The organism is Streptomyces sp. CC0208, assembly GCF_003443735.1.
In the GTDB taxonomy this organism is placed as follows: domain Bacteria; phylum Actinomycetota; class Actinomycetes; order Streptomycetales; family Streptomycetaceae; genus Streptomyces; species Streptomyces sviceus.
In genome coordinates this window covers 9,247,157-9,271,903 of the sequence record NZ_CP031969.1, presented here as the reverse complement: position 1 = coordinate 9,271,903, position 24,747 = coordinate 9,247,157, and the positions used below count along the sequence as shown (strand labels likewise).

Genomic DNA, 24,747 nt, shown 5'->3' with positions numbered 1-24,747 from the left:
GAAGTCTGCAGCACTCCAGTCCCACTGCCCAGCCAACACGTTGCCTCAAGCAATGGCGCGGCAGGGCCATGCGAACGGACAAGCTCGCCATCGCCTACCAGGCCGCACTCCACCTCGCCGCCATCCTCATCTGGACAGCCGCTTGACCGCCCAACCACCTTGCCCGCGAGGATGGCCACATGGACGATCTTGTGGAGTTTCTCGTCGCACGCATCATGGGCGACAACCACGCCTACGCCTACGTGGCCGACACCCTGGGCGGCGAAGCTCTTCTCGACAGCCACCTCCCCATGCTCGACCTGATCGAGCAACTGGCGAATGACTACAAAGCCATGGACCCCTCGGACTCCCGCTCGGCCGGCCTGGCATACGCGCTGCGAGTCCTTGGCCAGTCATACGCCGAACACCCCGCCTACCAGCAGGAATGTCAGCGGGCCAAGTCGCATGTCGCAAGCTGCTGCCGGAAGTTTCTTGGGTTGGACGCCATCAGAAACGTAGCCGCGCCCCTTCCAGGGTCGGGTTCGGGCCGGGTGGGGAGCCATCGGGGTGGTCGTGAATCCAGGACAGACCGCCCAGATCGAGGCATTGGCGGGTGCGGGTGACGGCTACGTAGGCCAGGCGTGCTTCGGCGTCGTCAATGGGGTCGGGCGGTGCCGGAGGGGCCGGGTGATCACCGGTGGGGTCGTCCTTGGGGCGGGCGAAGTCGTCTGCGATGAGGACGCGGGGCCATTCGCGTCCTTTGGCTTTGTGGGCGGTGGAGACGGTGACCTGGGCGTGCAGTTCGGGGGCGAGGCGGGCGACAGCGGTAAGGATGGCGTCGGTGCCGTGAGTGTCGACGAGGTTGACCAGGGGCTGGAGGTCTCTTCCGGCCGGGTCGTGGGCGGCATAGTCCTGCAGGTCGCCCCAGCAGGGAAACAGGATCAGTTCGGGGTGGTGGGTTCGGCGCCCCTCCTTCAGCTCGCGTGCTGCGAGGGCCAGGGCTTGCAGGCTGTCTCCTCCCCCGGCGAGGGCGACTCGGTGGCCGGCGGCCATGAGGGTCATGACCTGGGCCATGGCGCCGACGTTGGTGCGGCACAGCACGGCGTCGGGCTGGGTGACGGGCCCGAGTTCGGTGGGCACGGCGGGGGTGCCGGTCAGGCGGATCGGGGCGTCGGCCAGACGCAGCCAGCGGTTGGCTTCCAAGGCGAGGTCGGGGCCGAAGCGGAAGGACTGGGACAGGGCGAGCTGGGTGCCATCGAAGCCGGTCATGATGTCTTTGGCTCCGCGCCAGTGGTAGATGGCCTGGGCGGAGTCGCCGACCATGACCAGCTGGGCGTGCTCGCGCTGGGCGAGGAAGATCTGTTCGACAACGGGGTTGGTGTCCTGGGCCTCGTCCAGCAGCAGAAAATCGGCATTGATGCGGGGCTGGGTGAGGGCCCAGATCTTGAGGTAGTGGTCGTGGTCGAAGCGGACGGCGCCATCGTCGGGGTGTTGCAGGTCGGCCCAGGCTTTGCGGGCGAACGGCACGATGTGGGCGGCGAGTTGGGCGTGGAGGTCGGGGTCCTCCAGGCCACGTAGGTGGGGCACGTGGTGGCGGGTGATGGCTTCGTCGGCGGTGTAGCAGAAGCGGGTGACGGTGCGCAGGGTGGCGTTGGAGAGGGCTTTTGGGGTGATCTCGCGGTCGCCGACGCGGAGGGCTTTGGTGATGCCGAGGGCCTGTCCGGTCTGCCAGGCCGGGCGGCGGGGTGCGTTCAGGCGGCGTGTGTAGCGGTGGCCGAGGGCCGCGTAGGCGAGCGCGTGGGCGGTCTTGCACCGGACGGTGCTGGGGAAACGGGCGCGAGCGTCCTGGGCGATGGCCCGGTTGTAGGCAATGTAGCAGCCGCGGCGGTCGGTTGTGCGGGCCAGGAAGGTGAGGGTGGTGGTCTTCCCGGTGCCAGCGCCGGCCTGCAGCGCGATGTGGTCCCCGGCGCGGAAGCCGTCGGCGGCTGCCGTCTGTTCGTCGGTCGGGTTCATGAGGTGGGCCTCTCGGGGAGCTGGGTGAGTACGTGCCCCACGGCGGACAGCAGGTAGGCGGGGGTGGTGCGGGTCAGTAGCTCGCGTACGGCCTGGTCGAGACGGTCGATTTCCTGGTCGGCGTGTTCGGCCAGGGCCCGGCACAGAGCCCGTTCGAGGAAGCGCTCGGGTGTCTGACGGGTGCGCCGGGCGTCGGCGGTGAGAGCGTCATGGGCGGCGGGCGAGAAGGCGACGTTGAGCAGCACGGTGTGGTCGGCATCCGGGTAATGCGTGGTGATCACGTCGATGGGCAGTCGAGCGCCGACCCGGTGGCGCAGTCGGTGGGCGGCCTGGTGCGGGTTCTTGGCTTCGACGAGGGTCATGAGGCGGGTGGTGTCGTGGTTGGCGGCGAGCGGCAGGTGGCGCCCGGCGTGGCGCAGAGCGTTTGCCGAGAGGGGGCGGGTCAGGGTGATCTCCAGGGCGTGGTGCGGCACTGGTCATCCCCCTCAGTGCGGGTGGGGTCGGCGGCGGGCGGGGACAGGTGCCACGCGCGGGGGCGGGTCGAGGAATTCTCGGGCGGGCAAGGCGGCGCCGACGTGTGCCAGGCAGAGTGGGGTGCGCCAGCGCAGCCGTTCGCTGCAAGAAGGGCGGTCGGGATCGCAGACGTCCGTCAGGGCGTCGGACACAGGGTGTTGGCGGTACTGCACGGCGAGGAGCCGTGATGGGCTTGGGCAGCGCGGCTCAGCTCGGCGAACTGCCGCTGGGCGAGATAGCAGCACGGCAGTTGGAGGGCGGGATGGTTGGGTCCGCCGCTCTGGCCATCGGGCGGCCGGGGAGCGGGGGACGCGAGGGCTGCCGTCCTGGTGACGGCAGTCGGGGGTGGGTGCGGGGCGCATAGCGCGGACCGTGCCAGGCGGGACGCAGGTGGAGGCAGCGTGTCGGAGGGATGTCCCACCGTCAGCCCAGCGAGCTCGTACGCTTGAGCGTTACCGCGGATGACTGTTCTAGGCCTGATTCCCTGATCGGGTGATTCGTGATGTGGTGCGCACCGGGACGGAGCAAGGGCTCAGGCAGTGGTCGTGCCGGGCGGGGTGTGGTCGTCGCACAGGGCGCTCAGGAAGTGCTCGATGGGCACGTCGAAGGTGTGGGCGAGGGTGTGCCAGGTGGTGACGCTGCCGGTGGTGCGGCCGTGTTCGAGGTCGATGAGGGTGCGCCGGGCCAGGCCGCTGTGGTCGGCGAGTTCGTCGAAGGTCCAGCCGCGTTCGGCCCGCAGTCGCGCGAGTACGACGCGCAGTGCGGTGAGGTCGGGGTCGGGCGGCAAGATCGTCACCTGACCATCCGACGGTGCAGACCCCTGCCCCGTCAGTGCGGGTTTCTGCACTTTCGTCGGGGGTGGGTGGACGGGAACCCGCGGTGCGGGAATCTGCACTACGGTGCGTCCGTCTCGGGGGCCTGTGCACCCCCGCCATGGCACGGACAGACGGGAGGGCAACCAGCCGATGAGGCTTGCCGGCGCGCATGCCGCGGTGCGGCGCATCTGGACTGTGGAGCTGCGTCCGCAGGCGGGCGGCCCGGCACTGGTCTGCCCCTTGTGTACCGCCGGCGCCTCTCCCCTCCTGGCTTCCTCCGCACGGTCGGCTGCCCTGGCGCATCTGGCCTGCCACGCCCGTGCGGACGCGCTGCCGGTGTATCTGCGCAGCTGCCAGTGCCGGCTGCAGGGCTGTGCGTGGCATCCGCGTCATCGCGGCTGTGCCGGGCCGGTGCTGCTGGCTCTGACCCGTGACCGCAGCGGCCGCACCTGGCGGCTGACCGACGCCTGCGCGGCCTGCGCGGCAGCGACCAGCCACACCGCCGTGGTGCCGGAAACTCTGCTCAGTCCTCGGCGACCGGCCGCATCAGCCCCCGCCCGGCCACAGGGGCACACAGATGAGCCGCAACGGGTACGGGAGATGCTCACCTACCTCGCCTCCGCACTCGGCTGCGTCACGTCTCCCGCCGCCCGGCTGCTGGCCCTGCAGTGCGCACTGCGGGCCAGCACGCACGGCTGCGTGCGGCTGCCAGCCGGCCTGCTGCGCAGCATGCGGCTGCACCGGCGCATCGAGGTGTGGCAGGAACTGGCGCAGGACGGCTGGCTCGAGCTGTCCGACCCCCGGGCCGCCTTTCTGCAGGCACGGCTGCTCGATGACGCCGTGCTGGACCAGGCGCCGGGGCGCAGCGCCCGCCGACGCGCCGCCCACTGGGCCCTCAAGCCCGCCCCGTTCACCGTGGCGGCAGCGGCACACCCCGCGGACCGTCTGACCGCCCTGGTCCTGGCTGCCCACACCACTACAGCCGGCGCCACAGCAGACATGGCCGTCGTGGCCCGCCTGTGCGGGCACTCTCCCCAGCAGACCGAAGTGCTGCTCGACCGGCTGGTGGCCGATGGCATCCTGTCAGCCTGGCACCATCAGCGGGACACCGACGAGGTGTACTGGCAGCCAGCTCACCCTCACCGGGCCCTCTTCGGCCGGGCAGACACCAATGCGCATTGAGCGCCGTCATGCTCGACTTGCTGGCTCTCGGACATGCGGCGGGGAAGGATGCAGAGGTCTTCCGTACTATCTCTGCAAACACAACTGTGCGGTGATGGCTGCTCCTGGGTTGCAGGGCACCAGGCGCAGAGCACATGCGTGTTGGCTTTCGCATACGCCACGAGCAGGGTGCTCGCTGGCCCGTAGCGCCCCGGAAAGGTGTGAGCACCATGTCCGAAACTACCGAGTTGACTTCGCAGTACAGCGCGCAGGTGGCCAGTGACCTCGAGCGTAATCTGAAGGAGCAAGAACACCTCAGCAGTGAAATCGAAGCACTTCAGGCGCGGTTGGCCTCTGTACAGCGCGACCACACTGTCCTGGTGAACCTCCAGCAGGCCCTCGGTGGCCCTGCGCCGGCTGCCGCGCCCGCGGTTGAGGCCGCCGCGTCGGTTCCTGCTGCGCGCAAGAAGACAACAGGTACACCGGGCACGGCCAAGCAGAGCGCCGCGCCCAGGAAGCGAAGTGGCAAGAAGACCGCCGCCAAGGCATCGGCCGCCTCGTCCGCATCGCCCACGCTCGTCGACCTCGTGCGCGAACACCTGACAGGCCAGAGCGAACCGCGCTCCGCTGCCGAGATCACCACCGCGCTAGAACAGCTGCATCCTGAGCGCACCGTCAAGACCACCGTCGTGCGCACCACCCTCGAAGGGCTCGTGGCCAAGAACCAGGCCCAGCGCACCAAGCAGGGCAAGTCTGTCTACTACACCACCCCCGACACAGCCGCATCGGCCGACTCCGGCGAGCAGTCCGTCTGACAGCGTCGCGGATCCGCTTCCTCGTCGGGCCGCCACATACTGTGGGTTCAGCTGAAGCTCCTCACCCGTGCCAGGCCCGCCGCTGCCCCTCCTCGGCTGGAGGGGCAGGGCAGGGCCAGGCCGGTTCCACTGGGGGTGTGAAGCCCGTTTACGGTCTGTCCTCGCGAACAAGCCGTGCGGCGGCTTCAGGAGCAAAGTGTCGCCAGCGCGGCACTGCTCATTACCGCAGGTCCGTGCGGTAGAGCCCAAGGCGGCCGCCGACCCGGAGCCCACTGTCATCCAACTCCACTGCGCTGTCACGGCGTTGGCCTTCCAAGACTTGGGTGCGCTGTCACCAAGGAGAGGAATCCGACGCCGAAAACGTGTACGCGGGCCGTGCGGGGCAGCTGGCTGGCGGCCTTGTCAGCGTGGGCGCCAGGTGCGGATTTCGAGGTGGAGGATCTGGGCGTCCGGGTGGATGCGGCCGGTCTCCACGAGCCATTGGTGGACGGCAGCAGTGACGTCGCCGCCGGCGGCGTCCACGCGGCGGGCGAAGTCGGCGGCGTCGAAGCCGCCGGTCTGGGCGGAGCCGTAGGAGCGTTCCTCGGTGTGGTCGGCGCGTTGGATGACGTCGCGGCGGATGCCGGGTGAGTCGGTGCGGCTGCCGGAGGGGTGCAGGTAGCCGGTTTTGGCGAGGCGGACGGTGAAGGCCAGGCGCAGCCCGTGGCGGGCGGCTTCGGCGATCAGGGGGCGCAGGCGGGTGGAGCCGGAGGCGATGGCCTGGGCGCCGGCGCGGCCGGTGCCGGTGCCAGTGGGGGTGATCAGGAGGGCCTTGGCACGCACTCGGGCGCGGGTGCCGGAGGCGGTGGTGCGCCGGTGGGTGTGGCGGGCGGCGATGGCGGCGAGGTCGGGCAGGTCGGTGATGCCGCCGGCCTCGATGGCGGTGAGGACTTCGCGGAGGGCGGTGACGAAGGCTGCGCCCTTGTTCTTTGTGTAGAACTGCGAGACCAGGGAGGGGTCGCGGTCGATGATGCGGGCGATGTCGCGTTTGGTGTAGCCGGCCTGTTGGAGGCGGTCGGCGAGCTGGGCGGCCTCGTTCAGGTGACCCTGGGGCGCACGGCGTCGGCGAGGGCGGGGCGGCATCAGGCCTCCTGGCCGGTGATGAGGGCGGCACGTCCGGTATCCCGCAGAGTGAGGAGTTCTTCCTCCGTGGTGGGCGCTGTCAGCGGGCCGTCGAGGTGGCCGCGCAGGAGGTAGTCGCCGGGTTGGTGATGGTGGGGCCAGTTGTGGGGCTGGGTGAGGTAGAGGGCATCGGTGCGGAAGGCGATCACGGTGCCGGGCGGGGTGTGCAGGGCGCCGGCGTAGGTGTCGTCGTCGCGGTGGCGCTGGGTGAGCAGGGCGGCGCGTGCTGCGGACCAGATCGCGGCGGCCCATTCGGGGTGGGCGTTGGGGTCACGGGCGAAGCCGGTGGGCTTCTGCCAGGTGATCAGCTCGTCGTTGAAGCCGATGATTTCCGCGTCCGACGGCACATCGCGCTCCAGGGTGCGAGGGGTGGTGCCGGTGACCATGCGGGGCCGCTGGGCGAACGAGCCGATGCCGTACAGCAGGATGGAGCGCACCGCGCGGGAGGCGAGGTGCGCGGCGCGGGCCTGCTCGGGGTTGCCCTGGAAGTGGGCCTGGGCGGAGAGGTTGGTCCAGGTCTCCTTGAGCTTCTTCGCCCAGTCGTCCAGTGGTTTGCCGTCCTCCCACAGGATGCCGTCGAGGATTTCGATCTTCCATGGCTGGATCGGGTTGGTCAGTGCGGTGTGCAGTTCGGGGCCGCCGGCCCATGTGGTGAAGGTGGTGTCACCTTCAGCCGGGTAGTGCCAGGCGCGGTCGCCGGGGGCGGGAGCGGGCAGCAGGCCGACGTGGTTCCAGTTGGCGGGAACCGTCACGCGGACCTGCCAGTGCCCGCACCCGTACAGGGCCCGCATCTGCTCCTTCTGCGACCAGGAAGCGAACGTGGCGGCGGTGATGCGGCGGGGTGTGCCGACCGGGGACTTCCAGGTGTGCTTGGCATAGGCGAAGGTGCGGTCGTACTCCACGAGCCCGGGCAGTTGCTCGGGCACCCGGGGCGGGATGATCAGTTCATTGCGGCCCTGTCCTGCGGTGGCGTGCAGCAGGCCGCGCAGTTCCTCCGACAGCACGGGGAACCCGTCGGCGTGCTGGCCGCGGGTGGGAATGGTGCGGGTCCACAGGTCGCGGCCGGTCTGCGAGGGGGAGCCCATAAGGACCGCGTCGCTCCAGTGTCGGCGCAGCGCCTGCCACAGCAGGACGAAAGCATCGCGGACGGTGTGCGGGGTGTCGCCGTCAAGGTCGAACCACTCCCCCACGGAGCGGATTTCCACATGGCTGTCGCCGTGTTCCCGCTGGTAGCGGCCGACGGGATGGCGGGCGTGGACGAAGTGCCCGGCCATGCGGTCGCGGCCACGGCCGGTGTCGGTGCGCCAGCCCGGGATCGGGGCGCTGAGCCAGGCGGCGACGGCGTCGCGCAGGTAGGGGTAGCGTGCCGATTCTCGGTGCCAGGGGTCGCCGGCGGTGATGTAGATCCGTTCCACGCCTTCAGGGATGGCGTGGAAGACGGCCGTGAGGATGTCTGCGGCAGACCGGCTGGCGAGGTCGAGGTAGTGGGTCTGGTCGCGGTGCACCAGGACGCCGGTGCCGGTGTCCAGGAAGACGGTCGAGCGTGCCTGCTGGATGAAGTTGGGCCGGGTGGAGGCCAGACCGGAGGCATGGGAGAACCAGGCATCACCGCTCGTGCCCGCGGGGATAGAAGGCAGACTTCGCGGCGCCTGGTGGGCTGCAGGCGGTTCGGATACTGCGGCTTCGGCTGGGGCCGGTGGCGGAGCAGAACGGGCAGAAGCAGTGGCCATCGCGGGGGCTGTTGCGTGCTGCGGCGGGGGCGGTGCGGATTCAGCAGTGGCCTGGACCGCGGACGGCTCAAACCGCTGCGGCTGCGGGGCATTGTCCACCGCAAGGCTGTCGGGGGCCAGGGCGGGGACGAGGGTGACGACGTCGGTGACGCCCAGTCCGGCCGCGGGGGCGATCCGCTCTGCCTTGGCCTTCTCGTAGGCGGCCAGCTGGATGATCAGTTTGTCCCGGTCCGCTTCCTGCTTCGCCAGCGCGGCCCGGGTCTTCTTGATCTGGTCCCGCAGGGTGCGCAGATCGGCAAGCGTGGTGCTGTAGCTCTGTGCGTCCATCGGGTGTTCCTTGTCCGGGCGTTCAGCCAACGGTGGTGTGGGTGGTGACGTAGGCGATGGCACCGCCCGAGTGGGAAGGAAGTCGGGTGCCCAGCAGCAGCTCGGCGAGGCGGCGGTCGCTGTCGAGGCCGGAGGTGATCGAGGTGTGCGGGGTGGCCAGGTCGGTGACGTAGCCGGCCAGGCGGGCGTCGGGGAAGGCATGTCGGCCTTCGGGGTTCTTCTCCCACCGATCGAGCCCGGTCAACACCGCTACCACGTAGCCGGACACAGTGACCGGAAGCACTCCCCCGGCTGCGGCGCTTGCCGCGTCGCACCGCCACCAGCCGCGCAACGCCTTCAGGAGGTCACCTGGCGGAAGGGAGGCGGCGAAACCGAGCCAGGAGCGCTCCGGCTCATCGGTGGGCCGGGCCGTGCCGACCCGCAAAACGGCGATTTCCTCGGCGGGCAACAGGCCCAGTGGCGCCTGTCGGCGCGCCTGGAGTGCCTGGACGACTTCGAGCGGGACCATGACGCGCACACCGCGGCGGGACAGGCCCGGCAACAATTCGGCAGAGATGAGCCGCCGGAAGGTGGTGATCGCGCAACCGAGCTCTTCCGCAGCCTGTCCGGTCGTCAGCAGCACCCCCTCACCCTCCAACCCTGATTCGATATCTGATTCGGCATGAACGTTACTCAGCGAGGGAAGCGACGTCAAACCGCCCCGTGGTGCTACCGAACGCGCGTGAGGGCATCCGCTTCGTTCCTATGCTCTGCAGCGGTCGTTACGGCGTGCGGGCCCTGTGGCCGCGCCGTGGTGGCGGCACTTCGGGGAGCCCGGGGCTGGTTTGTCGGCGTCAGCCGGCACGGACACGATGCCTGGCTCGGGCAACGCAAACATCCTCGCTCCGCAGCAGCACTCTCGTGCCCGCCGCCCCTGCGGCAAACACTGCGCGCCGGCGGGGAGACCGGCGGGATGCGGGTGGGAGGCCTGCCCAGCCACTCGCCCGCCAACGGACACCGGGCGGGGGTGCTGTCGTGGCTGACCGCGCGTGGTCGGCCCCACGGCGCGCCGGTCGACTCTCCGCCTGAGTTCTCCCCCGCCCGAGGGGCGCTGCAGCGGGTCGTCGGAGGCAATGGGTCGTTCGCGCGCCTGCGGACGCGCCGGGGTGCGCCCTATCTGATTTTTCACGCGCCCACAAACGGTGTATCAGAAACCTTGCAGGCAGAAGCGATCAAATTTGATCACGCATGGCTGCCTTTCGGTTCTGTCGACGCTAATTCGAGCAGATCCGCGCTTTCCAAGGTTGTTTCGCACACCGATGCGGCTGGATCTTCCGTTAAGGCCTCACTCTATTGGCCCTGCGATCCATGAGCACGCTAAGGTCACGGCAAGGTGGGGGCCCTGGCCCAAAGGATGGCACCAACAGACCAGGACCCTCCGCATTTTGACCAGCCGTCAATTCCCCAAAGGAGAAAGATGACTGACCCCAATGTCGTCCAGGGCACCGTGGTGTCCGGGACACCTCCGGACGCTAGCAATGCCGGCCGGCATTACGCACGCTTGCGTGCCCTGGCTGTCACGGTCGGCTTGGGCCCTGTCGTAGTGCTGGCTTTGTCCTTTGTCCTGCCGTCCGCGGGGCAATGGCCCGCTGCCGCGTGCGTGGCGTTCGCCGCTGTCGCGGCGGGGGCGGCGCGCACCTCCCGGATCGAATTCCTCTGGGCACGACGGGACTGATCCGGCCGCTCCGGGTGGCCGGCCTGCGTAAGCCGCCGCCGGCCGCCCGGAACCCGGTATTTGAGAGTGTCGGCGGGTGCTGGCCGCCCGTGGGGATAAAGGAGAGGGATTCGAAGGTGCCTACTGATCCGTCACAGCCGGAGCGATGTCCGGTTTGTGAGGGCCCGATGGTGCAGAACGTCGGAGCCGGGCGGCGCCGTCGCTATTGCAGCACCGCCTGCCGTCGGCGGGCCCAGCGCAACCGGCAGGCGCGCAAGGCCCCGGTGGTCGACGTGCAGGGACCGGTGGGCGCAGCGGTGGCGGCCGAGGTCCGCAGGCTGGCACAGCAGTTGCTGGACAGCGAGATGCGCCAGGAGGAGCTTGGCACCCTTCTGGAGAGAGCCGAAGCAATCCGCCGGGAGCTGGATATCTATACCGCGGCTGCGGTGCAGGACGCCCGCCACCGGGGTGAGAAATGGGAATCGGTAGCCAAGGCCGCACACGTGGCTCCGGAGACGGCGCGAGCGCGGTGGGGACCCGAGCGGGTGGCCCGGATGATGGATCTCCACGCCAACGAGAAACGGGCCGCCCCCGCTCGGTGGCGTGGCTTGCAGCCTGCCCGGTCCGCCGACGGGCCGGATGAAGCCGTCGATGACTTGGGCTCTGAAGTGGTCTCCCCCGCCAGCCAGCTGGCGTCGGCGCTGGAGCAACTGCGGGCGGCCAGCGGGCTGACGATCCGGGAGGTCGCCGATTCCACGATGCTCTCGCCGTCGTTCATCTCTCGCGTCCTGTCGGGAGACCGGCTGCCTACCTGGGACCTGACGTGCTCGCTGGCGGTCCTCTTCGGTGCTGACCCGGCCGAGCTGCGCGTGCTGTTCGAGGCGGCCCACGGCATGACGGCGCACGGGCGCCAGCCTGTTGCTGCCGCCATCGCGCAGTTGCACGCTGCGTTGCGCGGGCTGTACCTAGCGGCCAAGTCCCCTCCCGCGGAACGGATTGAGCGCCTCAGTGCGAAGACGGTGAGCGCGCTGCAGGCGCGCCGTGTGCTGGCGGGCATCGACGTGCCGGAATGGGAGGTGCTGGCCTCCTTCGTGTGCACGCTCGGGGGCCGTCCACTCGATTTCAAGCCGTTGTGGGAAGCAGTGCACTACACGTTCCTGATGTGCGACGACCCCCGCCTGCCGGAAGGCAGAGCCCACATCGTCGTGCCGGAGGAGGAGCCGTGAGCGGGCCCCGTCCTAGTGACCGCTGCCCGGGGGCGGCAGTGGTCAGCGCAGGGCCGCCCGCCCGCATTCGCTCATCACAGGATCGCGCGCAGCGCACCGCACTGGCGGCCTATACGGCCTTCCGTGAACGTCACTACGAGCCGTACCTGCAGTACGCGGCGCTGCGCATCGGCCGCAACGCCGCGGCGGAGACGGCCGTCCTCGCGGCGTTCACCGAGCTGGCGGTGTCCTGGACCGCGATCCTGGGCGGCGCCGGCCCCGCCGCCGTAGCCTGGCGCATTCTGCACGACCACGTCGACCACGCCCTGGGGCGCGGCCCAACCACCGTCCCGGCCAGCCAGGTTGTCCAGACGCTGCAGCACGATGCGCATTTTCTGCACGAGCAGATGCGGCTGAGCCCCGAGCGCATCGCCGAGGTGCTCGGGGTACGCCCGGGCGACCTTCCCACTCTGCCGTCGCGCTCACCGCAGGAGTGAGTTTCCGGCCGTTGCCCAGCGTGCTGCCGCGATCTATCCCTACACTCCGGCGTTAAGGGAGCACGCCCTGAAGGCGTGTGGGGGCAGGAGGGGAACGCGCGTGAGCTTGCCGTACGGGGTGGATGTCACGATTCCGAGTGTGGCCCGCATGTACGACAGCCTCCTGGGAGGGCAGGACAACTACCCCGCGGACCGCGCGGCCTGCGAAGAGCTGCTCCAACACGTGCCCAGCATGCGGGAACTGGCCCTGAACAACCGGGAGTTCCTGCGCCGTGTGGTGCAGGTCCTCGCGACTGAGTACGGCGTCCGGCAGTTCATCGACCACGGCTCGGGGCTGCCCACACAGGACAACGTCCACGAGATCGCCCAGCGAGTGGACCCTGCCAGCCGCGTGGTCTACATCGACAGCGATCCCATCGTCCGCACGATCGGCGGCGTACTGCTGGCGAGCAATAAGAACACCGCCGTACTCCAGGCGGACATGCGGGAAACCGACAAGATCTTCTCCAGCGAACCGGTGCGCCGACTCATTGACCCCACCCAGCCGGTGGCGGCGCTGTTCGTGTCGGTGCTGCACTGCATCCCGGACCGCGACCGGCCGACGGAGCTCATTGCCCGGGTCGCCGACCGGCTGCCGCCAGGCAGCATGATGGTGGTCTGCCAGCTCGTCAGCGAATCCGCCCAGGTCCGCGACTTCGTCAGCCATTTCATGGACGAACAGACCCAGGGCCACTGGGGCCGGGTGCGGGAGAAGAAGGACGTGGCCGACTTCTGCGCACCTCTGGAGATGATCGAACCGGGCCTGGTGGAGGTCTCCACATGGCGCTCCCGCACGGACGACGTGCCCGCCCAGCTCAGCTGGGAATGGGAGGAGTACGGCGGGGTGGGCTTCGTCAGGCACTGAGCCCCGCACCGAACGCGGGGCCGCCCTGCCGTGCGCGGGGTGTCAGCGCCAGGAAGCCAGTGCCTGTTCTAGCAGCGCCGGTGTCTGCTCGGCCGGGTTGGCCACGCCGCACAGGTTGTTCAGGATGGCCTGGTAGCGCTCGGACTCCGAGGGCTTCTCCCGGTAGACAGCTGTTTCGTACTGCTCGAGGTAGACCAGGTCGGGCAGATATTCCGGGGTGAAGAACCGCAGGTGTACGACCGGGTGCCCGATGGCCCCGGCGGCGCCCACGCTCAGCGGTGCGATCTGGAGATGGAGCTGGTAGGGCAGTTCTTCCAGCAGCGTGAGCAGATGCTTGATCTGCCGGTACATCACCCCTGGTGTGCCAACCGGGCGGCGGAACACCTCGGAGTCCATCACGGCCAGCAGGACCGGCGGTGACTCGGCGCGGCGCAGCATCTCGATGCGCTGCAGCCGCAGGGCCGCGCGTTCGGCGATTTCCCTGGTCGGCTTTGTGGGATGGGCGGCCCGGATCACAGTCTCGGCGTACTCCTCGGTCTGCAGCCAGCCGGGCACCAGTTGAGGTTCGTAGGAGATGATGCGGCGGGCGGCCGGTTCCATGGCCAGCAGCGGGCGCAGGTCCGGGGGTGCCGCATTGGCATAGGGCTGCCACACCTCCGGTTTGGCAGCTTCCTGGACCAGGTCGGCAATCCTGGCGTGCTCGAGCGGATCGCTCACCCGGTAGGTGTCCAGGAGCCGTTCGACCTCAGCAAGTTTGAATGCGGTCCGGCCGTTTTCCATGCGGCTGATCGTCGCTTCGGAGGTATGGATGCACCGGGCAGCCTGTCGGGGCGCGATCCCGGCGTGGTCTCGGCAGCGGCGCAAGTGCCCGGCGAGGGCCTTGCGATGTGCTGCCGGCCCCCACTCCGGGCGGTGCGGGAATCCGAGGATCGACGGCGCCTGACCTTCGGCTGCCATACGGGCACTCCTATGGGACTGTTGAGAGCCCTGAGTATGGCAGCCGGAGCCCGACCCTGTCAGTGAGTGGCCATATCTCTACTGTCGGTCACGAGAGAGTGAAGTCGAACTCGCCGTCCTTGACTCCACCGAGGAAGGCCTCGATCTCCTCGCGCGTATAGACAAGGGCAGGACCGTCGGGGAACCGGGAATTGCGCATCGCCACCTGACCGCCGGAAAGACGGGCTACTTCCACGCAGTTGCCGTTCCCTCCGCTGCGACGGCTCTTACGCCAGCGCGCCCCCTCGATCGCACCTGCACTGACACCGTTTTCCACCCGCTGCATATCTCACCGTGCCCGTCCGAGTCATACCCGACACCGGCCAGCACTTGTCCGTCGCGGCCGACAGCCGGGCCGACTGTCTGTACGAATATCCGGGCTCTGCAATTGCAGAGCCGCGCTTGCAGGAACGAGGAACGGGCCGGAATAGTGACGGGTACGACGGCACGTCGTGCCATCAAGCACGGCACCAGTTCCGGGGGACGGACGATGACGCCACCACACGAGGGCACATTCCAGCCACAGTCCACATCTGCCGCGCGCAACAGCCGAAGACGGCAACTGCTGTTCCTCGGCGAACCGCTGGCCTCCACGCCCAACCTCGCCGTCCGTTCGGGCCTGGGCAGCACGCCCTTCGCCGCCCGTCGTATTCCCGTCGCCTCCCACCACTGCTGCTACATTGCGCGGCAGTTCACCCGGCAGACCGTGCGCCGCTGGAACCTGCACAGCATCTGCGATGACGCAGTCCAGATCGCCTCCGAGCTCGTCGCCAACGCCGTCCGCCACGGCCGGCCCGACGCAGCCACGACCGATGGTGAACAAGCGGGGGTATGGCTGGCTTTTACTCTGCGTCCGCGCACTCTGCTGTGTGTCGTACGCGACCCCAGCCAACTCAGCCCCAGGCTCACCGCCCCTCAGCCATGGGCCGAACACCACCGCGGACTGCCCATCGTGGACGCCCTCAGCAACACCTGGGGCTGGACCACAGCCCCCCAAGCCCAGGGAAAATCCGTGTGGGCGCGCGTGGCGCTGCCAGCGGCATAACGGGCTTTACCCAGGTGAGCCGATGCTCAGGAGTTTCGGCTCACCCATGGCCAACACCTCATGCGGCGGGATGGGGCAGTAGAGCGGCAGGCCCGTAACCGTGGCCTCCGCTCCGCGTTGGCTGTACATGGACGACGATCTCCTCGACGCCGACTGCTCCATGCCGGAGCTGACCGAGCCGCGTCTGGCCTTGTTCACGCTGTCGGAGGCGCACGAACTGCTTGATGTGCTGCACCACTTCAGCGCGATAGAACATAACTGGGCTGCGCAGGCCCGCCATTTCGCCGCAGAGTTGGCAGCGCGCGTGCCGTCACGGGATGGTTGACAGCATCCCTGCTTGTGCGCGCGGCCCAGCTCCTGAGTGCGGACGAGATCGTTCTCGCACCAGCCAGAAAGCCTGCGCACGAGACACCTCGTCCGCCGTCACCGCGGCCGTGGCAGAAGGGTGGACGAACGGTCCCCGGCCCGACGTCACCGAACTGGTTGGACTCGGCGCTACCACTTGACACCCGAAAAGGGCGGCGCGGAGACGGTTGGCGCGTTCTTCTGGGACACGCCACCACCACAGCTCGACGGCCCGGTCCGGGGGCTGGCAGCCGCTGTCGCCCGCAGCCGGCCCGGTGAGTCTCACGCTGCGAACCCGTGACCGGCAGGCCGAGAAGGGCTCTGCGACCTGGCTTCTCAGGGCTCAACGGCCGGTGGCGGCGGGGTACTTGGTTGACCCCACCGGTGCACGCATCGTTTGTACTTGCGGCCGCTGCCGCACGGGCATGCGTCACTGCGCTGGGGTGGCTGGTCGCTGTCGCCGGCGTAGGAGAGACGGTTGAGGCCGTGGATCTCTGCCGTCAGGCCGAGGTCGCCCATGGTCCACTGCACGAGCGAAAGGCTGCTGTACACCACATCGGCGGCCAGAACGAGAGGGTCGGCGGCGGCGTGGGCAACGGTGGGCTGCATGGCGTAGCCGGAGGCGGCGAGTGGCTTCAGGGGGTGGCGTGCGTAGTGCTCGATGGCATGGGTTTTGGGCCGGTCCGAGGCTCGCAGCACGGTGTGGGTTGTGGCGGAACCGAAGCTGGGGTGGACTGCGTCGCACAGCCATCCATACAGGTAGAGCACGTCGACGGTGGTGGTGTTCTTGGCCAGTTTGTTGCTGTAGGTCATCACGTTGGTGCTCTGGAGCACGGGCGTCTGGCCGGCGCTTTGTCCGACGCGTGAGGCGTACTGGAGTTTGGCCAGGCGGTTGTTCAGGTCGGCGCTGAATCGGGTGAGGGAGTCGGTGGTGGGCGGGCCGGCCTTCTTGAACGTGTCCCACGCCTTGTGCAGGAGGGTTGTTTCGTGGGTGAGGGCGGCCGCGCCCTCCAGCAGGGAGCGGGAGCATGCGGCCGCGACGAGCAGCCGCCAGCGGCCCAGGGCTTCCACGGTCTGTTCGGCCAGTTCGGCCGCGCGCCACAGCTGGGTCAGCCGCCAGGCTGCCATTCTCATATGCAGGTCGGACAGGGCGAAGTGGGCTATCCAGTCCCGTGAGTCGAGCGCGGTGGTGTCCTTCATGAACGGGCTTGCTTTACCCGACCACGTGCCGTCGGGATGGGAGACGGTGACGAACGTCCAGGTCTCCTCCGGTGCGGTCGCGTTGAGCAGATTGGCGAGTTCGGCTGTCGCGTCGTGGGCGTTGTGTGCGTGCAGCGGCACGTTGATGTGCACCACCGACTGTGTGCTTTGGGCGTCGTCGTCGGCCAGCGTCATCAGCTGCCGGGCTGCCCCCTGGACACGGTCGGCTCGTTCCCGGCCCAGGGCCCGAACGACTTGTTCCTCGAAGCTCACGCATCTCCCCTGCTGTCGTCCGCTGGGCGTTGTGCGCCCAGACTACTGGTGCGCTGCAGGGGCAGGATGTTGGCCATCGGCCAGAATGCCTTGGCGGTCCGCATGGAGTCCACGCTGGGCATGCTCCAGTCGATCCGCCCTCGCGCCGGCCGGAACGGCCTGGAATATCCGGCCGCCGGTGCCGTGCGCAGACCACCGGCGATGGCGCTCGTGCCTTGCCTTCCAGCTTTAGAACCGCTCCGGCAGGTACCGCTACGGGATGTGGATGCGGACCCGGAACAGGAGCCCATTGAGCACTGCCCCGTGATCGTTCCTACGGTCTGTGTGGTACGACCTTGTACGGGCGGTTCGCCCCGTCAATGCGCTGCAGATTTTGAGAGGTGAGCGGGATCATTGCTCCGGACTATGACTTTGCGAGCTTGTCCCCCTACGACTTTGAAGTGTTCGTCCGTGACTTGCTCTCCGCTCAAGATCGCTTGATCTACTCCACCTACCGGGTGGGTGCAGACGGGGGCATCGATCTGAAAGCGGCCACGGACAAGGGCTGGGTGGTGGCGCAATGCAAGCACACACCCTCTGCGGACAAGGGCTCAGTTCTCCGGGCTGCCAGGAAGGAGGCGGGCAAGGCGGCAGGCATGGGTTTCGCACCTGTCCGATACCTCTTCGTCACGTCTGCTGAACTGACCCCAGGCGCCGAGAGGGAGACGCAGGAGGCCCTGGCCGGGGTTGCCAACACGGTGGAGGTGTACGGGCGGGGATGGCTCAATGCCGTGCTCGCCCGGCACCCCGAGGTCGAGCGGCGTCATTTCAAACTGTGGATCTCCTCGACGCAGGCGGTACGCGCCATGATGCAGGACGGGGTCTTCCTGCGCGGCGAGTCCAGGATGCAGCGCATCGAGCGCAACTACCTCCGCTTCGTGCATCACGACACGTGCGAGGTCGCCGAGTTGACGCTCGACGAGCACGGTTGTGTGCTGCTGAGCGGGGCGCCCGGAGCGGGCAAGACGACGATCGCCGAGTACCTGTTGCTGTTGTGGTGGCACCGCGGCTTTCGGGTGGTCGTTGACCCGCGGACCGTCGATCAGTGGTGGGCGTGGCTCGAGGACGACACTCCCACGGTGTTCTTTTTCGACGACGCTTGGGGGCAGACACACCATCAGGACCACGGTTCACGTCACCATGACACGGACATGTCCGAGTTCGTCGAGTCGATAGTGGAGCGGCAGACCGGCAGCACCACATCCAAGGTTTTGATCATGACGAGTCGGGTGCAGGTGCTGCAGGAAACGGTGCGGCTCAGCGATGCCTCCCGACGCGCGGTCGAACGGCTCGCGCACTGCCACGTCACGGTGGAACGCCTCCCCCACGACGTCCGCGGCCGGATGCTGTTCAACCATGTCAACCTCGCCATGACCGATCCGCAGACACGCCAGGACCTGTCCACCGGGTCTTGGTGGCAACAGGTGGCCGACCACCAAAACTACTCCCCTCGTCTCATCGAGATCGTCGTTCGGCGCAATAGGGCAAGGAGTGCTCGGGAGCTGATCGACGACCTGGAGGAGGCTCTGGAGAACCCTCACGAGATCTGGGGGGCGAGTTTCCGGGCGCTTCCGCCGGTCGATCAACAGTTGCTGCTGACCCTGTCGCTGATGGACTCGCAATTGGTGCAGTGGCAGGAGGTTGTCCAGCGGCTGGGAGGCATCCCCTCGTCAGACTCTCACGTCGATGCCGCCGTCGAGCGGCTCAACGGATCGTGGATCACGAAGGGGTTCCATGCAGGAAGCCAGATTCTGGCCTTGGCCGACCCCAGCCAACGGGACTTCCTCATCCGGTATTTGTCCGTAAGCCCCGGCGCGATGACCGCCATCATCAAGAATGCAGTGACAGTCGATGATCTTCTTCCTGTGTGCAGGCGAGGTGAGGCTACCGAGCTGGAGAGCAACCTGCGGCTGTTCTCCAGCGGCGAAGATCTGTTCCGCAGTGTTCTCGACACGTGTGCCCGGGAACTGCTGGCCCGGCTGCGTGAACTGTGGGACGACTGCCCTTGCGACGCGGCAGATCTCGCCCACGGGAGCGTCCGGGAGCTGACCTCGCTCGTCGAAACCCTGACGCTGATCGTGCGCTTTCACGGTGACCGCCATCAGGCTGCGGAGGCAGCACTACCGGCCGACTGGTTCGCTGGCGCCCTCTCCCGTGTCACGCTGCTCGTGGACGGTCAGAGCATGACATCCATTGAGCCGCTGGCGGAACTGGTCACGGATCTCGCTGCAGCCATCGAGAGCGCCAGCCCCCCGTGGCCGACGAGCCATCCGCTCTTCGGGCCGATCTCTCAGATCCGTACCGTCATTGATCACGCCTGGACCAGGCACGAACCAGGGATCGCCCGTCACCAGAACACCGGCTACGAAGCAGATCTGGCCGAGACACTGGTCCGCTATGCCAACTCCCTGGCCAGCCTTGGTCTGAGACCGACCGTCGACACGTACTCGCCTGCCGGCGTCGACGCATACCTGGCACAGCACCTCGAGGACTACGACCCGGATGAGGTAGTCGAGCAGATCGACTCGATCGAGGACGTCGTCGGATGGAACTTCACCGACACCCGCGAGCGTCTGGCACCGCTACTCGACACCGAGGAGGAACAGACCCCGTCCTTGCCCAGACGGGCCCCGACCCTGCCCCGTCATACACCTGTGGCCGCGCCGCCTGCTGACGCCTCTGCCGCCGTGGCAGCCTTGTTCCGCTCCCTGGGCGCATCATCGAGGCCGGAATGGTCTTAACATCATCACGGACGCAAGCGTGGTGGGGCCTTCACCCGGAATCTTGGACACGGGCTATGCGGCTTGGGCCAGCGTAGTTGATGTTGCGCCCAATGCTGTCTCGTAGACGGTCGGGCTGCGTTGCCCGAGGCGGGAGTGACGGCGTCGGGTGTTGTAGCGGTTGAGCCAGCGAAACGCGTCGAGGCGGGCCTCGCGTTCGCTGGACCAGGTCTTGCGGCCCTGAAGCGTCTCGCGCTTGAACGTCGCGTTGAAGGACTCGGCAAGCGTGTTGTCCGCGCTGGAACCGATCGCGCTCATGGACTGGCGGACGCCGGCCTGGCGGCAGGCGTCGGCGAAGGCCCGGCTGGTGTACTGGGCCCCGTGGTCGGTGTGCATGATCGCCCCGGCGAGGCTGCCGCGGGTCCGTTCGGCGGCAGCCAGGGCGCAGTGACGAGGTCGGTGCGCATGTGGTCCGCGATCGCCCAGGCGGCGTGAGGCGAGGTCGATGACGGTGGCCAAGTACAGGAACTTTCCGCTGTCCAGCGGGAGATAGGTGATATCACCGACGTACTTCGTGTTCGGCTCGCTTGCCGTGAAGTCACGGCCGATGAGGCGGGGCCTTCGCGCGGCCGGGTCCGCAACAGTGGTGCGGTGCCTGCGACGCAGCCTCACACCTGCCAGGCCGATGCTGCGCATCACCCGCGTGATCCGCTTGTGGTTGATCCGCTCGCCGTCGTCGCGGAGTTCGGCGGTGATCCTGGGGACGCCGTAGGTGCCGTCGGACTCGCGGTGCCCGGCCCGTATCCGGGCGGCGAGGCGAGCGTCGGCCGCCTGCCGGGCAGCCCGGTCCGCGGCCGTCCGACGCCAGTAGTAGAAGCTGGAGCGGGCGATGTTGAGGATGGTGCACAGCCGCTTCACGCCGTAGCGGCGGTGGTGGTCGGCGACGAACTAGAAGCGGTTCACCAGCGCGTCTCCCCGGCGAAATACTTCGCCGCCTTGCGCAGGATCTCGCGTTCCTCCTCCAGCTCGCGGACCTTCTTGCGCAGAGCGGCGTTCTCCGCCTCCAACGGTGTCGGCGGCTCGGTCGGCACCTCCGCCCGGCGTCCCCGCGGTCGCCTCGCGCCGACTGCCCGGACCCAGTTCCGCAGGGTCTCGGGGTTGATTCCCAGATCGGCAGCGACCTGCCTGATCGTCGCCTGGGGCCGCGACTGGTACAGCGCGACCGCGTCCGCCTTGAACTGGGGCGGATAGTTCTTCATAACCACGAGATGTCCGTTCTCAGATCCTCAGGATCCAGTGTCTCGTGTGTCCAGGATCAAGGGTCAAGGCCCGTCTACAGCGTTGCTCTGTGCTCTTGGTTACCGGACGGTCAGTCGTGACGGGCAGGGCCGTGCTGGATCAGGGCCACCGTACAAGCTAAAAACAGGCTGGCACTCAGGGAGATCACCGCTCCTACTGCGCCTTGCAGCGCGCCGCCGAGCGTGGTGCAAAGGGTGACCGCAGCCGCCGTGATGGCGGTACGGCCGCGTGGAGCGGAGCGGACGCTGCCAGCGAGGCGGGAACGACGATGACGGGGGCGCCATGTGCGATGGGGGTGGTGTGTGGCGAGTTGAGTTTCAACGGCGTCTAGTGCGTGTTCGAAGCGTCGGTCGAGATCGTCATCGGCGCGGATGTCGTCCCTGAGCCTTACGTAGGATCGGTAGAGCCGGACGACGAGATCATCATTGGTCTTGATCGTCATTAGCGCTTCCCCCTCACGTCGGCGAAGAACGACTCGAGCACGCTGAGATCGTGGTTCGCTTCTGCCAAGTTAGCGAGTTTCTCCCTCTCGCGTTCTCTGTTCTCGAAAACGGCTGCTCCCATGACCGCTGCGACGTTTTCGTTAGCGAGGAGATCGAGAAGCTTCGCCTGGTATGCCCGACGGTCGTCAAGGGGTAGTTGATCCAGCGCATGCAGGCCTTCGCGCAGCACGAGGTACTTGCCCTTGAAGTAGGTGTCGAACGCTTGCACTAGGGAGTAGTCGGCGTCCCGCGGGTCGACGCCGGCGTCGATGCGCTCTTGGACGATGCTGTCCGCCCTCTCGCGCAGGGCACGGTAGCTGCGGAGGCTGTGAGGTTCGGAGAAGGCGAGAATCCAGGCTTCGTCGGCGACTTTGCGGGGGTCGAGGTGCAGGGCTGCACACTTGACGAACAGGTAGAACTGCAGTGGAACAACGAGACTCTTGTACTGCAGTCGCATATGTGTGCGTCGAGGGTCGTCGTCGCGGCGCTGCTCGGCCCGCCGGCGGCTCAAGGCCAGGCCTCCTTCGGTTGTGCACCAGGCTGTTGAGGAGATTCTGCCTGTCAGGCAGAGGGCCTTCGTTGGCCAGACTCGGACCCTACACGTCCTACCTGGTGGCCGTGACCTTTCCGATGTCACACTCCGTGATCACGTGAGTATTCATCACCGGAGTAGCTGCGCCGCACGGTCACCGCCTGCTTTGCCCCCTTGCCTGGGGTGGAAATGGGAGGGATGACAGGGCAGATTTAGCGGAAGTATTTGATGGAGCATCACTCGGCGAGGTAGCAATGGCCAACGAACGTGTATGCGGAACGAGATATTCATATCGCAAGGGGGGCGTGTGTTAGCTGAGTCGTTTGCGGCGTTAGCGACGGCAGGTGGCGTAGCGGTCGTGCAGGCCGCGGGCACCGATGCCTGGAGAAGCGTTCGAGAGCGGGCTGCCCGGATGCTGGGCAGGGGGGACTCCGAGCAACACCAGGCTGAGCTGGTCCGGCTGGATCAGACGGAAGCCGGTGTGACAGGCGAGGGAGACCTCGAACGGCAACGCCTCTACTGGCAGGGTGTATGGCAGACGCGCTGGGAGGTGTTCTTGCAGACTCTGCGTCCGGATGAGCGTGAGCAGGTTGTTGCCGATCTGTGCGAGCTCGTTGCATCTGCCGGTACAGCACCCCAGACGCCCGGGCAGCAGGCCGGTGTGGGCGGTCTGGTGGCGGGAGGCGATGTGTCGGTGACAGCGGAGGGTGGCTCGGTGGCGGGTGGTGTGGTGCGAGTAGACGGCGGGGTTCACCTGACGCCCCCTTTTCCCCACCGGCCGCAGCCGTAATTCCCGTCCCCACCACCGGCTCGGCGCCGCAGGTGATCGCTCAGCTCGGCTCCGTGGCGGCCGGGAGAATGGACATCGCCCAGTTGGTGGTGTCCGCAGCGGCGGCGGGTGAGCGGACAGCGGTGACCGTGGCACCGCCAGTGGCGGAACGGGATCATCGCTACCCACTGCGGGGACGGGATCAGTTGGTGGAGGAGCTCCTTCATCTGTGCGCGGGACGCAGCGATGGCCGTATGCACGTGCTGCATGGAATCAGCGGCAGCGGCAAGACGGCCATCGCCCTGGAGCTCGTGCATCGGCTCTCGAGGACCGGCCCTCGCCGGGTGTGGTGGGTGGACGCCCGCCACGCGGCAACCTTCGTAGCCGGGATGCGGGTGGTGGCGCGGCACACGGGTCTGGACGAGGACGACGTGGGCGAGGCTGCTGCAGATGCTTTATGGGAGAGGCTGAATGCCTCAACTCGGCCTTGGCTGCTGATCGTGGACAACGCGGAAGATCTCACCGTCCTGGATGGCCCTGGCCGGCTGGCCGCGGGCACCGGTTGGCTGCGCCCGCATGCCTGTGCTGACGGGATGGTCGTGGTGGCCACCCGCTACGGGGTGGCGCGGTGGTGGGGCGGGGCCGCAGTCCTGCACCCGGTGGGGCCCCTGCCACCCGACGATGCCGCGCAGGTGTTACTGGATCACGCTGATAGTCACGCCGGGACGGTGCAGGCGGCCAAGGCGCTGGGGAGACGCCTGGGCGGCCTGCCTTTGGCGCTGTCGATGGCCGGCTCCTATCTGGCGGAAGTCAACACAATGCCGGAAGCCCTCAGGGATGCGGGCATGCCCTTGGACTTCGCCACCTACCACCAGGTACTCAACACCCGCGGCAGCAGCCTCAATCCGGCGCGCGTGATCGCTCATGCCTGGCAGATGTCGATCGAGTTGCTGCATCAGATGGGTTTTGCTCACGCCGGACGGCTGCTGACGGTGCTGGCAGCCTTCGGTGAGGCGCCGATTCCATACACTCTGCTGCTGCGGCCGGCGCAAGTGTCGGCCGTCCTGCCCGGCCTTGGCGATCTGGACGGAACAACGCTGTGGCGCACACTGCGCGAACTCGCCGCACTGGGGTTAATGGATCCTCTAGATGTATCCGCAACAAACGGAGGGCTGCCCTGCGTGAGACTGCATCCGCTGATTCGGGACATCGCCCGGGCCGAAACCTCCACCGCTGTCACGCTGATAGAGCAAGCTCTGCGGCTGGACGAGGTACGCCTTCCCCCGGAAGATCCAAAGTCCTGGTCCGCGTGGGCGGCTTTGACACCGCACGCACTCGATCTGCTGCAACACGCCGGAGAAGGTCTGCCTCAACTGTCCGTCTCTCAGCGGACGGTATGCGCCGATGCTGCGGAACTCGCCGCCCGCTACCTCCAGACCCAGGGCTTGTTCGTCCAGGCCCGGCGCGGTTTCGAACGGGTGCTGGACATTCGCTGTGAGGTACTGGGTCCGGACCATGTGGAGACCGTCACTACCCGGCACAACCTCGCCTCCATCCTGCATGACCTGGGCGCACTGCACGACGCCGAACCATTGCGACTGCAGGTGTGGAACTCCCTGGATCGCATCTACGGCGCGGAGCATCACGACACACTCATCGCCCGCCATGAGCTCGGAAGGCTCCTGCACGACCTGGGGCGTCTGGACGGGGCCGAAGACCATCTGCGATGCGTCTACCAGGCGCGGTTGCGCAACGGAGGGCAGCGAGACTCGAGCACGCTCGCGGCGCGACACGAGCTGGCACGCGTCTTGCACGACCGGGGCGATTTGGAGGCAGCCCGGCAGGAATACCATGCGCTGCTCACGATCCGGCTAGAGCAGTTCGGCGAGGACCATCCCAGCACCGCCACCACTCGCCACAACCACGCCTGCGTCTTGCATGACCTGGGCCTGTTGCAACTGGCTCACGACGAATGCCGGCGTGTCCTGGCTTCCAGGACCGGCCTCTACGGGTTTTGTCACCCCAAGACGCTGGCGACGGCTCATCTCCTGGCGACGGTGCTGCAGGCGCTGTCACGCAGCACCGAGGCACTGCAGCTGCTGCAGCAGGTCTGCGACTCCGCCCGGCAGTTGTTGGGCGCTGACCATCCCCAGACCCGTCGCTACACACATGCCCTTGCGGCTTTCACCCGGGGGATTGCCGGCGAGGAGGAATGACTGTGGCCGTGTGTGGCT

General features: G+C 67.8%; 22 protein-coding genes and 3 pseudogenes. 10 read left to right on the top strand and 15 right to left on the bottom strand.

The genetic code is table 11. From position 1 onward, the window contains the following. Nucleotides 1–44: 44 nt before the first annotated feature. Nucleotides 45–146, top strand: a pseudogene (locus tag D1369_RS43560) (IS5/IS1182 family transposase); the annotation flags it as partial. Between the two features lie 340 nt (nucleotides 147–486). Here D1369_RS43560 and D1369_RS42560 read toward each other — a convergent pair. From D1369_RS42560 to D1369_RS42550, 3 genes are all read right to left on the bottom strand, one after another. Next, a complete protein-coding gene (locus D1369_RS42560) occupies nucleotides 487–1,992 on the bottom strand; it encodes a UvrD-helicase domain-containing protein (RefSeq protein ID WP_007387261.1) in 1,506 nt (501 codons plus the stop codon). Continuing rightward, nucleotides 1,989–2,465 carry a hypothetical protein gene (locus D1369_RS42555; protein WP_007387260.1) on the bottom strand — a complete coding sequence of 159 codons (477 nt, stop codon included), beginning with the start codon at nucleotides 2,463–2,465 and terminating at the stop codon, nucleotides 1,989–1,991. The genes D1369_RS42560 and D1369_RS42555 overlap by 4 nt, the downstream gene beginning before the upstream one ends. Before the next feature lie 572 nt (nucleotides 2,466–3,037). Then, complete coding sequence (locus D1369_RS42550) at nucleotides 3,038–3,301, bottom strand: helix-turn-helix transcriptional regulator (protein WP_037902706.1); 264 nt, start codon at nucleotides 3,299–3,301, stop codon at nucleotides 3,038–3,040. A gap of 169 nt (nucleotides 3,302–3,470) precedes the next feature. Here D1369_RS42550 and D1369_RS42545 point away from each other — a divergent pair, with 169 nt between their 5' ends. Then, on the top strand, nucleotides 3,471–4,502 hold the full coding sequence (locus tag D1369_RS42545; protein ID WP_037902703.1) for a hypothetical protein: 1,032 nt from the start codon (nucleotides 3,471–3,473) through the stop codon (nucleotides 4,500–4,502). Nucleotides 4,503–4,711: 209 nt separating this feature from the next. Further along, entirely contained in the window at nucleotides 4,712–5,296 is a 585-nt protein-coding gene (locus tag D1369_RS42540) for a hypothetical protein (protein ID WP_037902702.1), read from the top strand. Nucleotides 5,297–5,698: 402 nt separating this feature from the next. On the opposite strand, the gene D1369_RS42535 is transcribed toward D1369_RS42540, so the two are convergent. Genes D1369_RS42535 through D1369_RS42525 form a run of 3 tightly spaced genes read right to left on the bottom strand, consistent with a single transcriptional unit; the run spans nucleotide 5,699 to nucleotide 9,208 of the window. After that, nucleotides 5,699–6,418 carry a hypothetical protein gene (locus D1369_RS42535; RefSeq protein WP_007387256.1) on the bottom strand — a complete coding sequence of 240 codons (720 nt, stop codon included), beginning with the start codon at nucleotides 6,416–6,418 and terminating at the stop codon, nucleotides 5,699–5,701. Beyond that, nucleotides 6,418–8,514 (bottom strand): hypothetical protein, encoded by a 2,097-nt coding sequence (locus D1369_RS42530; protein WP_007387255.1) that lies wholly within the window; start codon nucleotides 8,512–8,514, stop codon nucleotides 6,418–6,420. The genes D1369_RS42535 and D1369_RS42530 overlap by 1 nt, the downstream gene beginning before the upstream one ends. 22 nt (nucleotides 8,515–8,536) lie before the next feature. Continuing rightward, on the bottom strand, nucleotides 8,537–9,208 hold the full coding sequence (locus tag D1369_RS42525; RefSeq protein ID WP_007387254.1) for a helix-turn-helix domain-containing protein: 672 nt from the start codon (nucleotides 9,206–9,208) through the stop codon (nucleotides 8,537–8,539). Nucleotides 9,209–10,395: 1,187 nt separating this feature from the next. Here D1369_RS42525 and D1369_RS44420 point away from each other — a divergent pair. From D1369_RS44420 to D1369_RS42510, 3 genes are all read left to right on the top strand, one after another. Then, a complete protein-coding gene (locus tag D1369_RS44420) occupies nucleotides 10,396–11,433 on the top strand; it encodes a helix-turn-helix transcriptional regulator (RefSeq protein WP_037902700.1) in 1,038 nt (345 codons plus the stop codon). Then, nucleotides 11,430–11,909 (top strand): hypothetical protein, encoded by a 480-nt coding sequence (locus tag D1369_RS42515; RefSeq protein WP_007387251.1) that lies wholly within the window; start codon nucleotides 11,430–11,432, stop codon nucleotides 11,907–11,909. Before D1369_RS44420 ends, D1369_RS42515 begins: the two co-directional genes overlap by 4 nt. 100 nt (nucleotides 11,910–12,009) lie before the next feature. Continuing rightward, on the top strand, nucleotides 12,010–12,813 hold the full coding sequence (locus tag D1369_RS42510) for an SAM-dependent methyltransferase (protein WP_007387250.1): 804 nt from the start codon (nucleotides 12,010–12,012) through the stop codon (nucleotides 12,811–12,813). A 42-nt stretch (nucleotides 12,814–12,855) separates the two neighbouring features. Here D1369_RS42510 and D1369_RS42505 read toward each other — a convergent pair whose 3' ends face one another. Both D1369_RS42505 and D1369_RS42500 read right to left on the bottom strand, forming a co-directional pair. Beyond that, nucleotides 12,856–13,770: a helix-turn-helix transcriptional regulator gene (locus tag D1369_RS42505; RefSeq protein WP_007387249.1), complete on the bottom strand. Its 915-nt coding sequence runs from the start codon at nucleotides 13,768–13,770 to the stop codon at nucleotides 12,856–12,858. 88 nt (nucleotides 13,771–13,858) lie between these two features. Beyond that, the gene (locus D1369_RS42500) at nucleotides 13,859–14,095 is read right to left on the bottom strand and encodes a DUF397 domain-containing protein (protein WP_007387248.1); all 237 of its coding nucleotides are present in this window, start codon (nucleotides 14,093–14,095) and stop codon (nucleotides 13,859–13,861) included. Nucleotides 14,096–14,299: 204 nt separating this feature from the next. Between D1369_RS42500 and D1369_RS43370 the strand changes: the two genes are divergently transcribed. After that, the gene (locus D1369_RS43370) at nucleotides 14,300–14,854 is read left to right on the top strand and encodes an ATP-binding protein (protein WP_007387247.1); all 555 of its coding nucleotides are present in this window, start codon (nucleotides 14,300–14,302) and stop codon (nucleotides 14,852–14,854) included. A gap of 97 nt (nucleotides 14,855–14,951) precedes the next feature. Then, nucleotides 14,952–15,179, top strand: a pseudogene (locus D1369_RS42495) (hypothetical protein); the annotation flags it as partial. A gap of 356 nt (nucleotides 15,180–15,535) precedes the next feature. Here the strand turns inward: D1369_RS42495 and D1369_RS42490 are convergent. Continuing rightward, nucleotides 15,536–16,672, bottom strand: coding sequence for an SEC-C domain-containing protein (locus D1369_RS42490; protein WP_158680201.1), 1,137 nt, complete (start codon nucleotides 16,670–16,672; stop codon nucleotides 15,536–15,538). A 104-nt stretch (nucleotides 16,673–16,776) separates the two neighbouring features. Further along, nucleotides 16,777–16,984, bottom strand: a pseudogene (locus tag D1369_RS44415) (transposase); the annotation flags it as partial. Nucleotides 16,985–17,052: 68 nt separating this feature from the next. On the opposite strand from D1369_RS44415, the gene D1369_RS42485 reads away from it, so the two are divergent. Further along, complete coding sequence (locus tag D1369_RS42485) at nucleotides 17,053–19,452, top strand: restriction endonuclease (RefSeq protein WP_007387244.1); 2,400 nt, start codon at nucleotides 17,053–17,055, stop codon at nucleotides 19,450–19,452. Between the two features lie 54 nt (nucleotides 19,453–19,506). On the opposite strand, the gene D1369_RS42480 is transcribed toward D1369_RS42485, so the two are convergent. The 5 genes from D1369_RS42480 to D1369_RS43360 form a co-directional block, all read right to left on the bottom strand. After that, nucleotides 19,507–20,349, bottom strand: a complete 843-nt coding sequence (locus D1369_RS42480) for an IS3 family transposase (protein WP_240436161.1) — start codon at nucleotides 20,347–20,349, stop codon at nucleotides 19,507–19,509. A 41-nt stretch (nucleotides 20,350–20,390) separates the two neighbouring features. Then, nucleotides 20,391–20,690, bottom strand: coding sequence for a transposase (locus D1369_RS44410; RefSeq protein ID WP_237557728.1), 300 nt, complete (start codon nucleotides 20,688–20,690; stop codon nucleotides 20,391–20,393). Nucleotides 20,691–20,800: 110 nt separating this feature from the next. After that, nucleotides 20,801–21,172, bottom strand: coding sequence for a hypothetical protein (locus tag D1369_RS43365; RefSeq protein WP_007387243.1), 372 nt, complete (start codon nucleotides 21,170–21,172; stop codon nucleotides 20,801–20,803). After that, nucleotides 21,172–21,723, bottom strand: a complete 552-nt coding sequence (locus D1369_RS42470; RefSeq protein WP_007387242.1) for a hypothetical protein — start codon at nucleotides 21,721–21,723, stop codon at nucleotides 21,172–21,174. Before D1369_RS42470 ends, D1369_RS43365 begins: the two co-directional genes overlap by 1 nt. 352 nt (nucleotides 21,724–22,075) lie before the next feature. Next, nucleotides 22,076–22,498 carry a hypothetical protein gene (locus D1369_RS43360; protein WP_007387241.1) on the bottom strand — a complete coding sequence of 141 codons (423 nt, stop codon included), beginning with the start codon at nucleotides 22,496–22,498 and terminating at the stop codon, nucleotides 22,076–22,078. Nucleotides 22,499–22,602: 104 nt separating this feature from the next. Here D1369_RS43360 and D1369_RS42460 point away from each other — a divergent pair, with 104 nt between their 5' ends. Beyond that, the gene (locus D1369_RS42460; RefSeq protein ID WP_202477165.1) at nucleotides 22,603–24,729 is read left to right on the top strand and encodes a tetratricopeptide repeat protein; all 2,127 of its coding nucleotides are present in this window, start codon (nucleotides 22,603–22,605) and stop codon (nucleotides 24,727–24,729) included. Nucleotides 24,730–24,747 lie beyond the last annotated feature (18 nt).

Coding starts and splice junctions, on each gene's coding strand:
- D1369_RS42560 (WP_007387261.1), bottom strand. CDS start 1,992: ATGAACCCGACCGACGAACAGACGGCAGCCGCCGACGGCTTCCGCGCC.
- D1369_RS42545 (WP_037902703.1), top strand. CDS start 3,471: ATGAGGCTTGCCGGCGCGCATGCCGCGGTGCGGCGCATCTGGACTGTG.
- D1369_RS42540 (WP_037902702.1), top strand. CDS start 4,712: ATGTCCGAAACTACCGAGTTGACTTCGCAGTACAGCGCGCAGGTGGCC.
- D1369_RS42535 (WP_007387256.1), bottom strand. CDS start 6,418: ATGCCGCCCCGCCCTCGCCGACGCCGTGCGCCCCAGGGTCACCTGAAC.
- D1369_RS42530 (WP_007387255.1), bottom strand. CDS start 8,514: ATGGACGCACAGAGCTACAGCACCACGCTTGCCGATCTGCGCACCCTG.
- D1369_RS44420 (WP_037902700.1), top strand. CDS start 10,396: ATGGTGCAGAACGTCGGAGCCGGGCGGCGCCGTCGCTATTGCAGCACC.
- D1369_RS42505 (WP_007387249.1), bottom strand. CDS start 13,770: ATGGCAGCCGAAGGTCAGGCGCCGTCGATCCTCGGATTCCCGCACCGC.
- D1369_RS42500 (WP_007387248.1), bottom strand. CDS start 14,095: ATGCAGCGGGTGGAAAACGGTGTCAGTGCAGGTGCGATCGAGGGGGCG.
- D1369_RS43370 (WP_007387247.1), top strand. CDS start 14,300: ATGACGCCACCACACGAGGGCACATTCCAGCCACAGTCCACATCTGCC.
- D1369_RS44410 (WP_237557728.1), bottom strand. CDS start 20,690: ATGAAGAACTATCCGCCCCAGTTCAAGGCGGACGCGGTCGCGCTGTAC.
- D1369_RS43365 (WP_007387243.1), bottom strand. CDS start 21,172: ATGACGATCAAGACCAATGATGATCTCGTCGTCCGGCTCTACCGATCC.
- D1369_RS42460 (WP_202477165.1), top strand. CDS start 22,603: ATGGACATCGCCCAGTTGGTGGTGTCCGCAGCGGCGGCGGGTGAGCGG.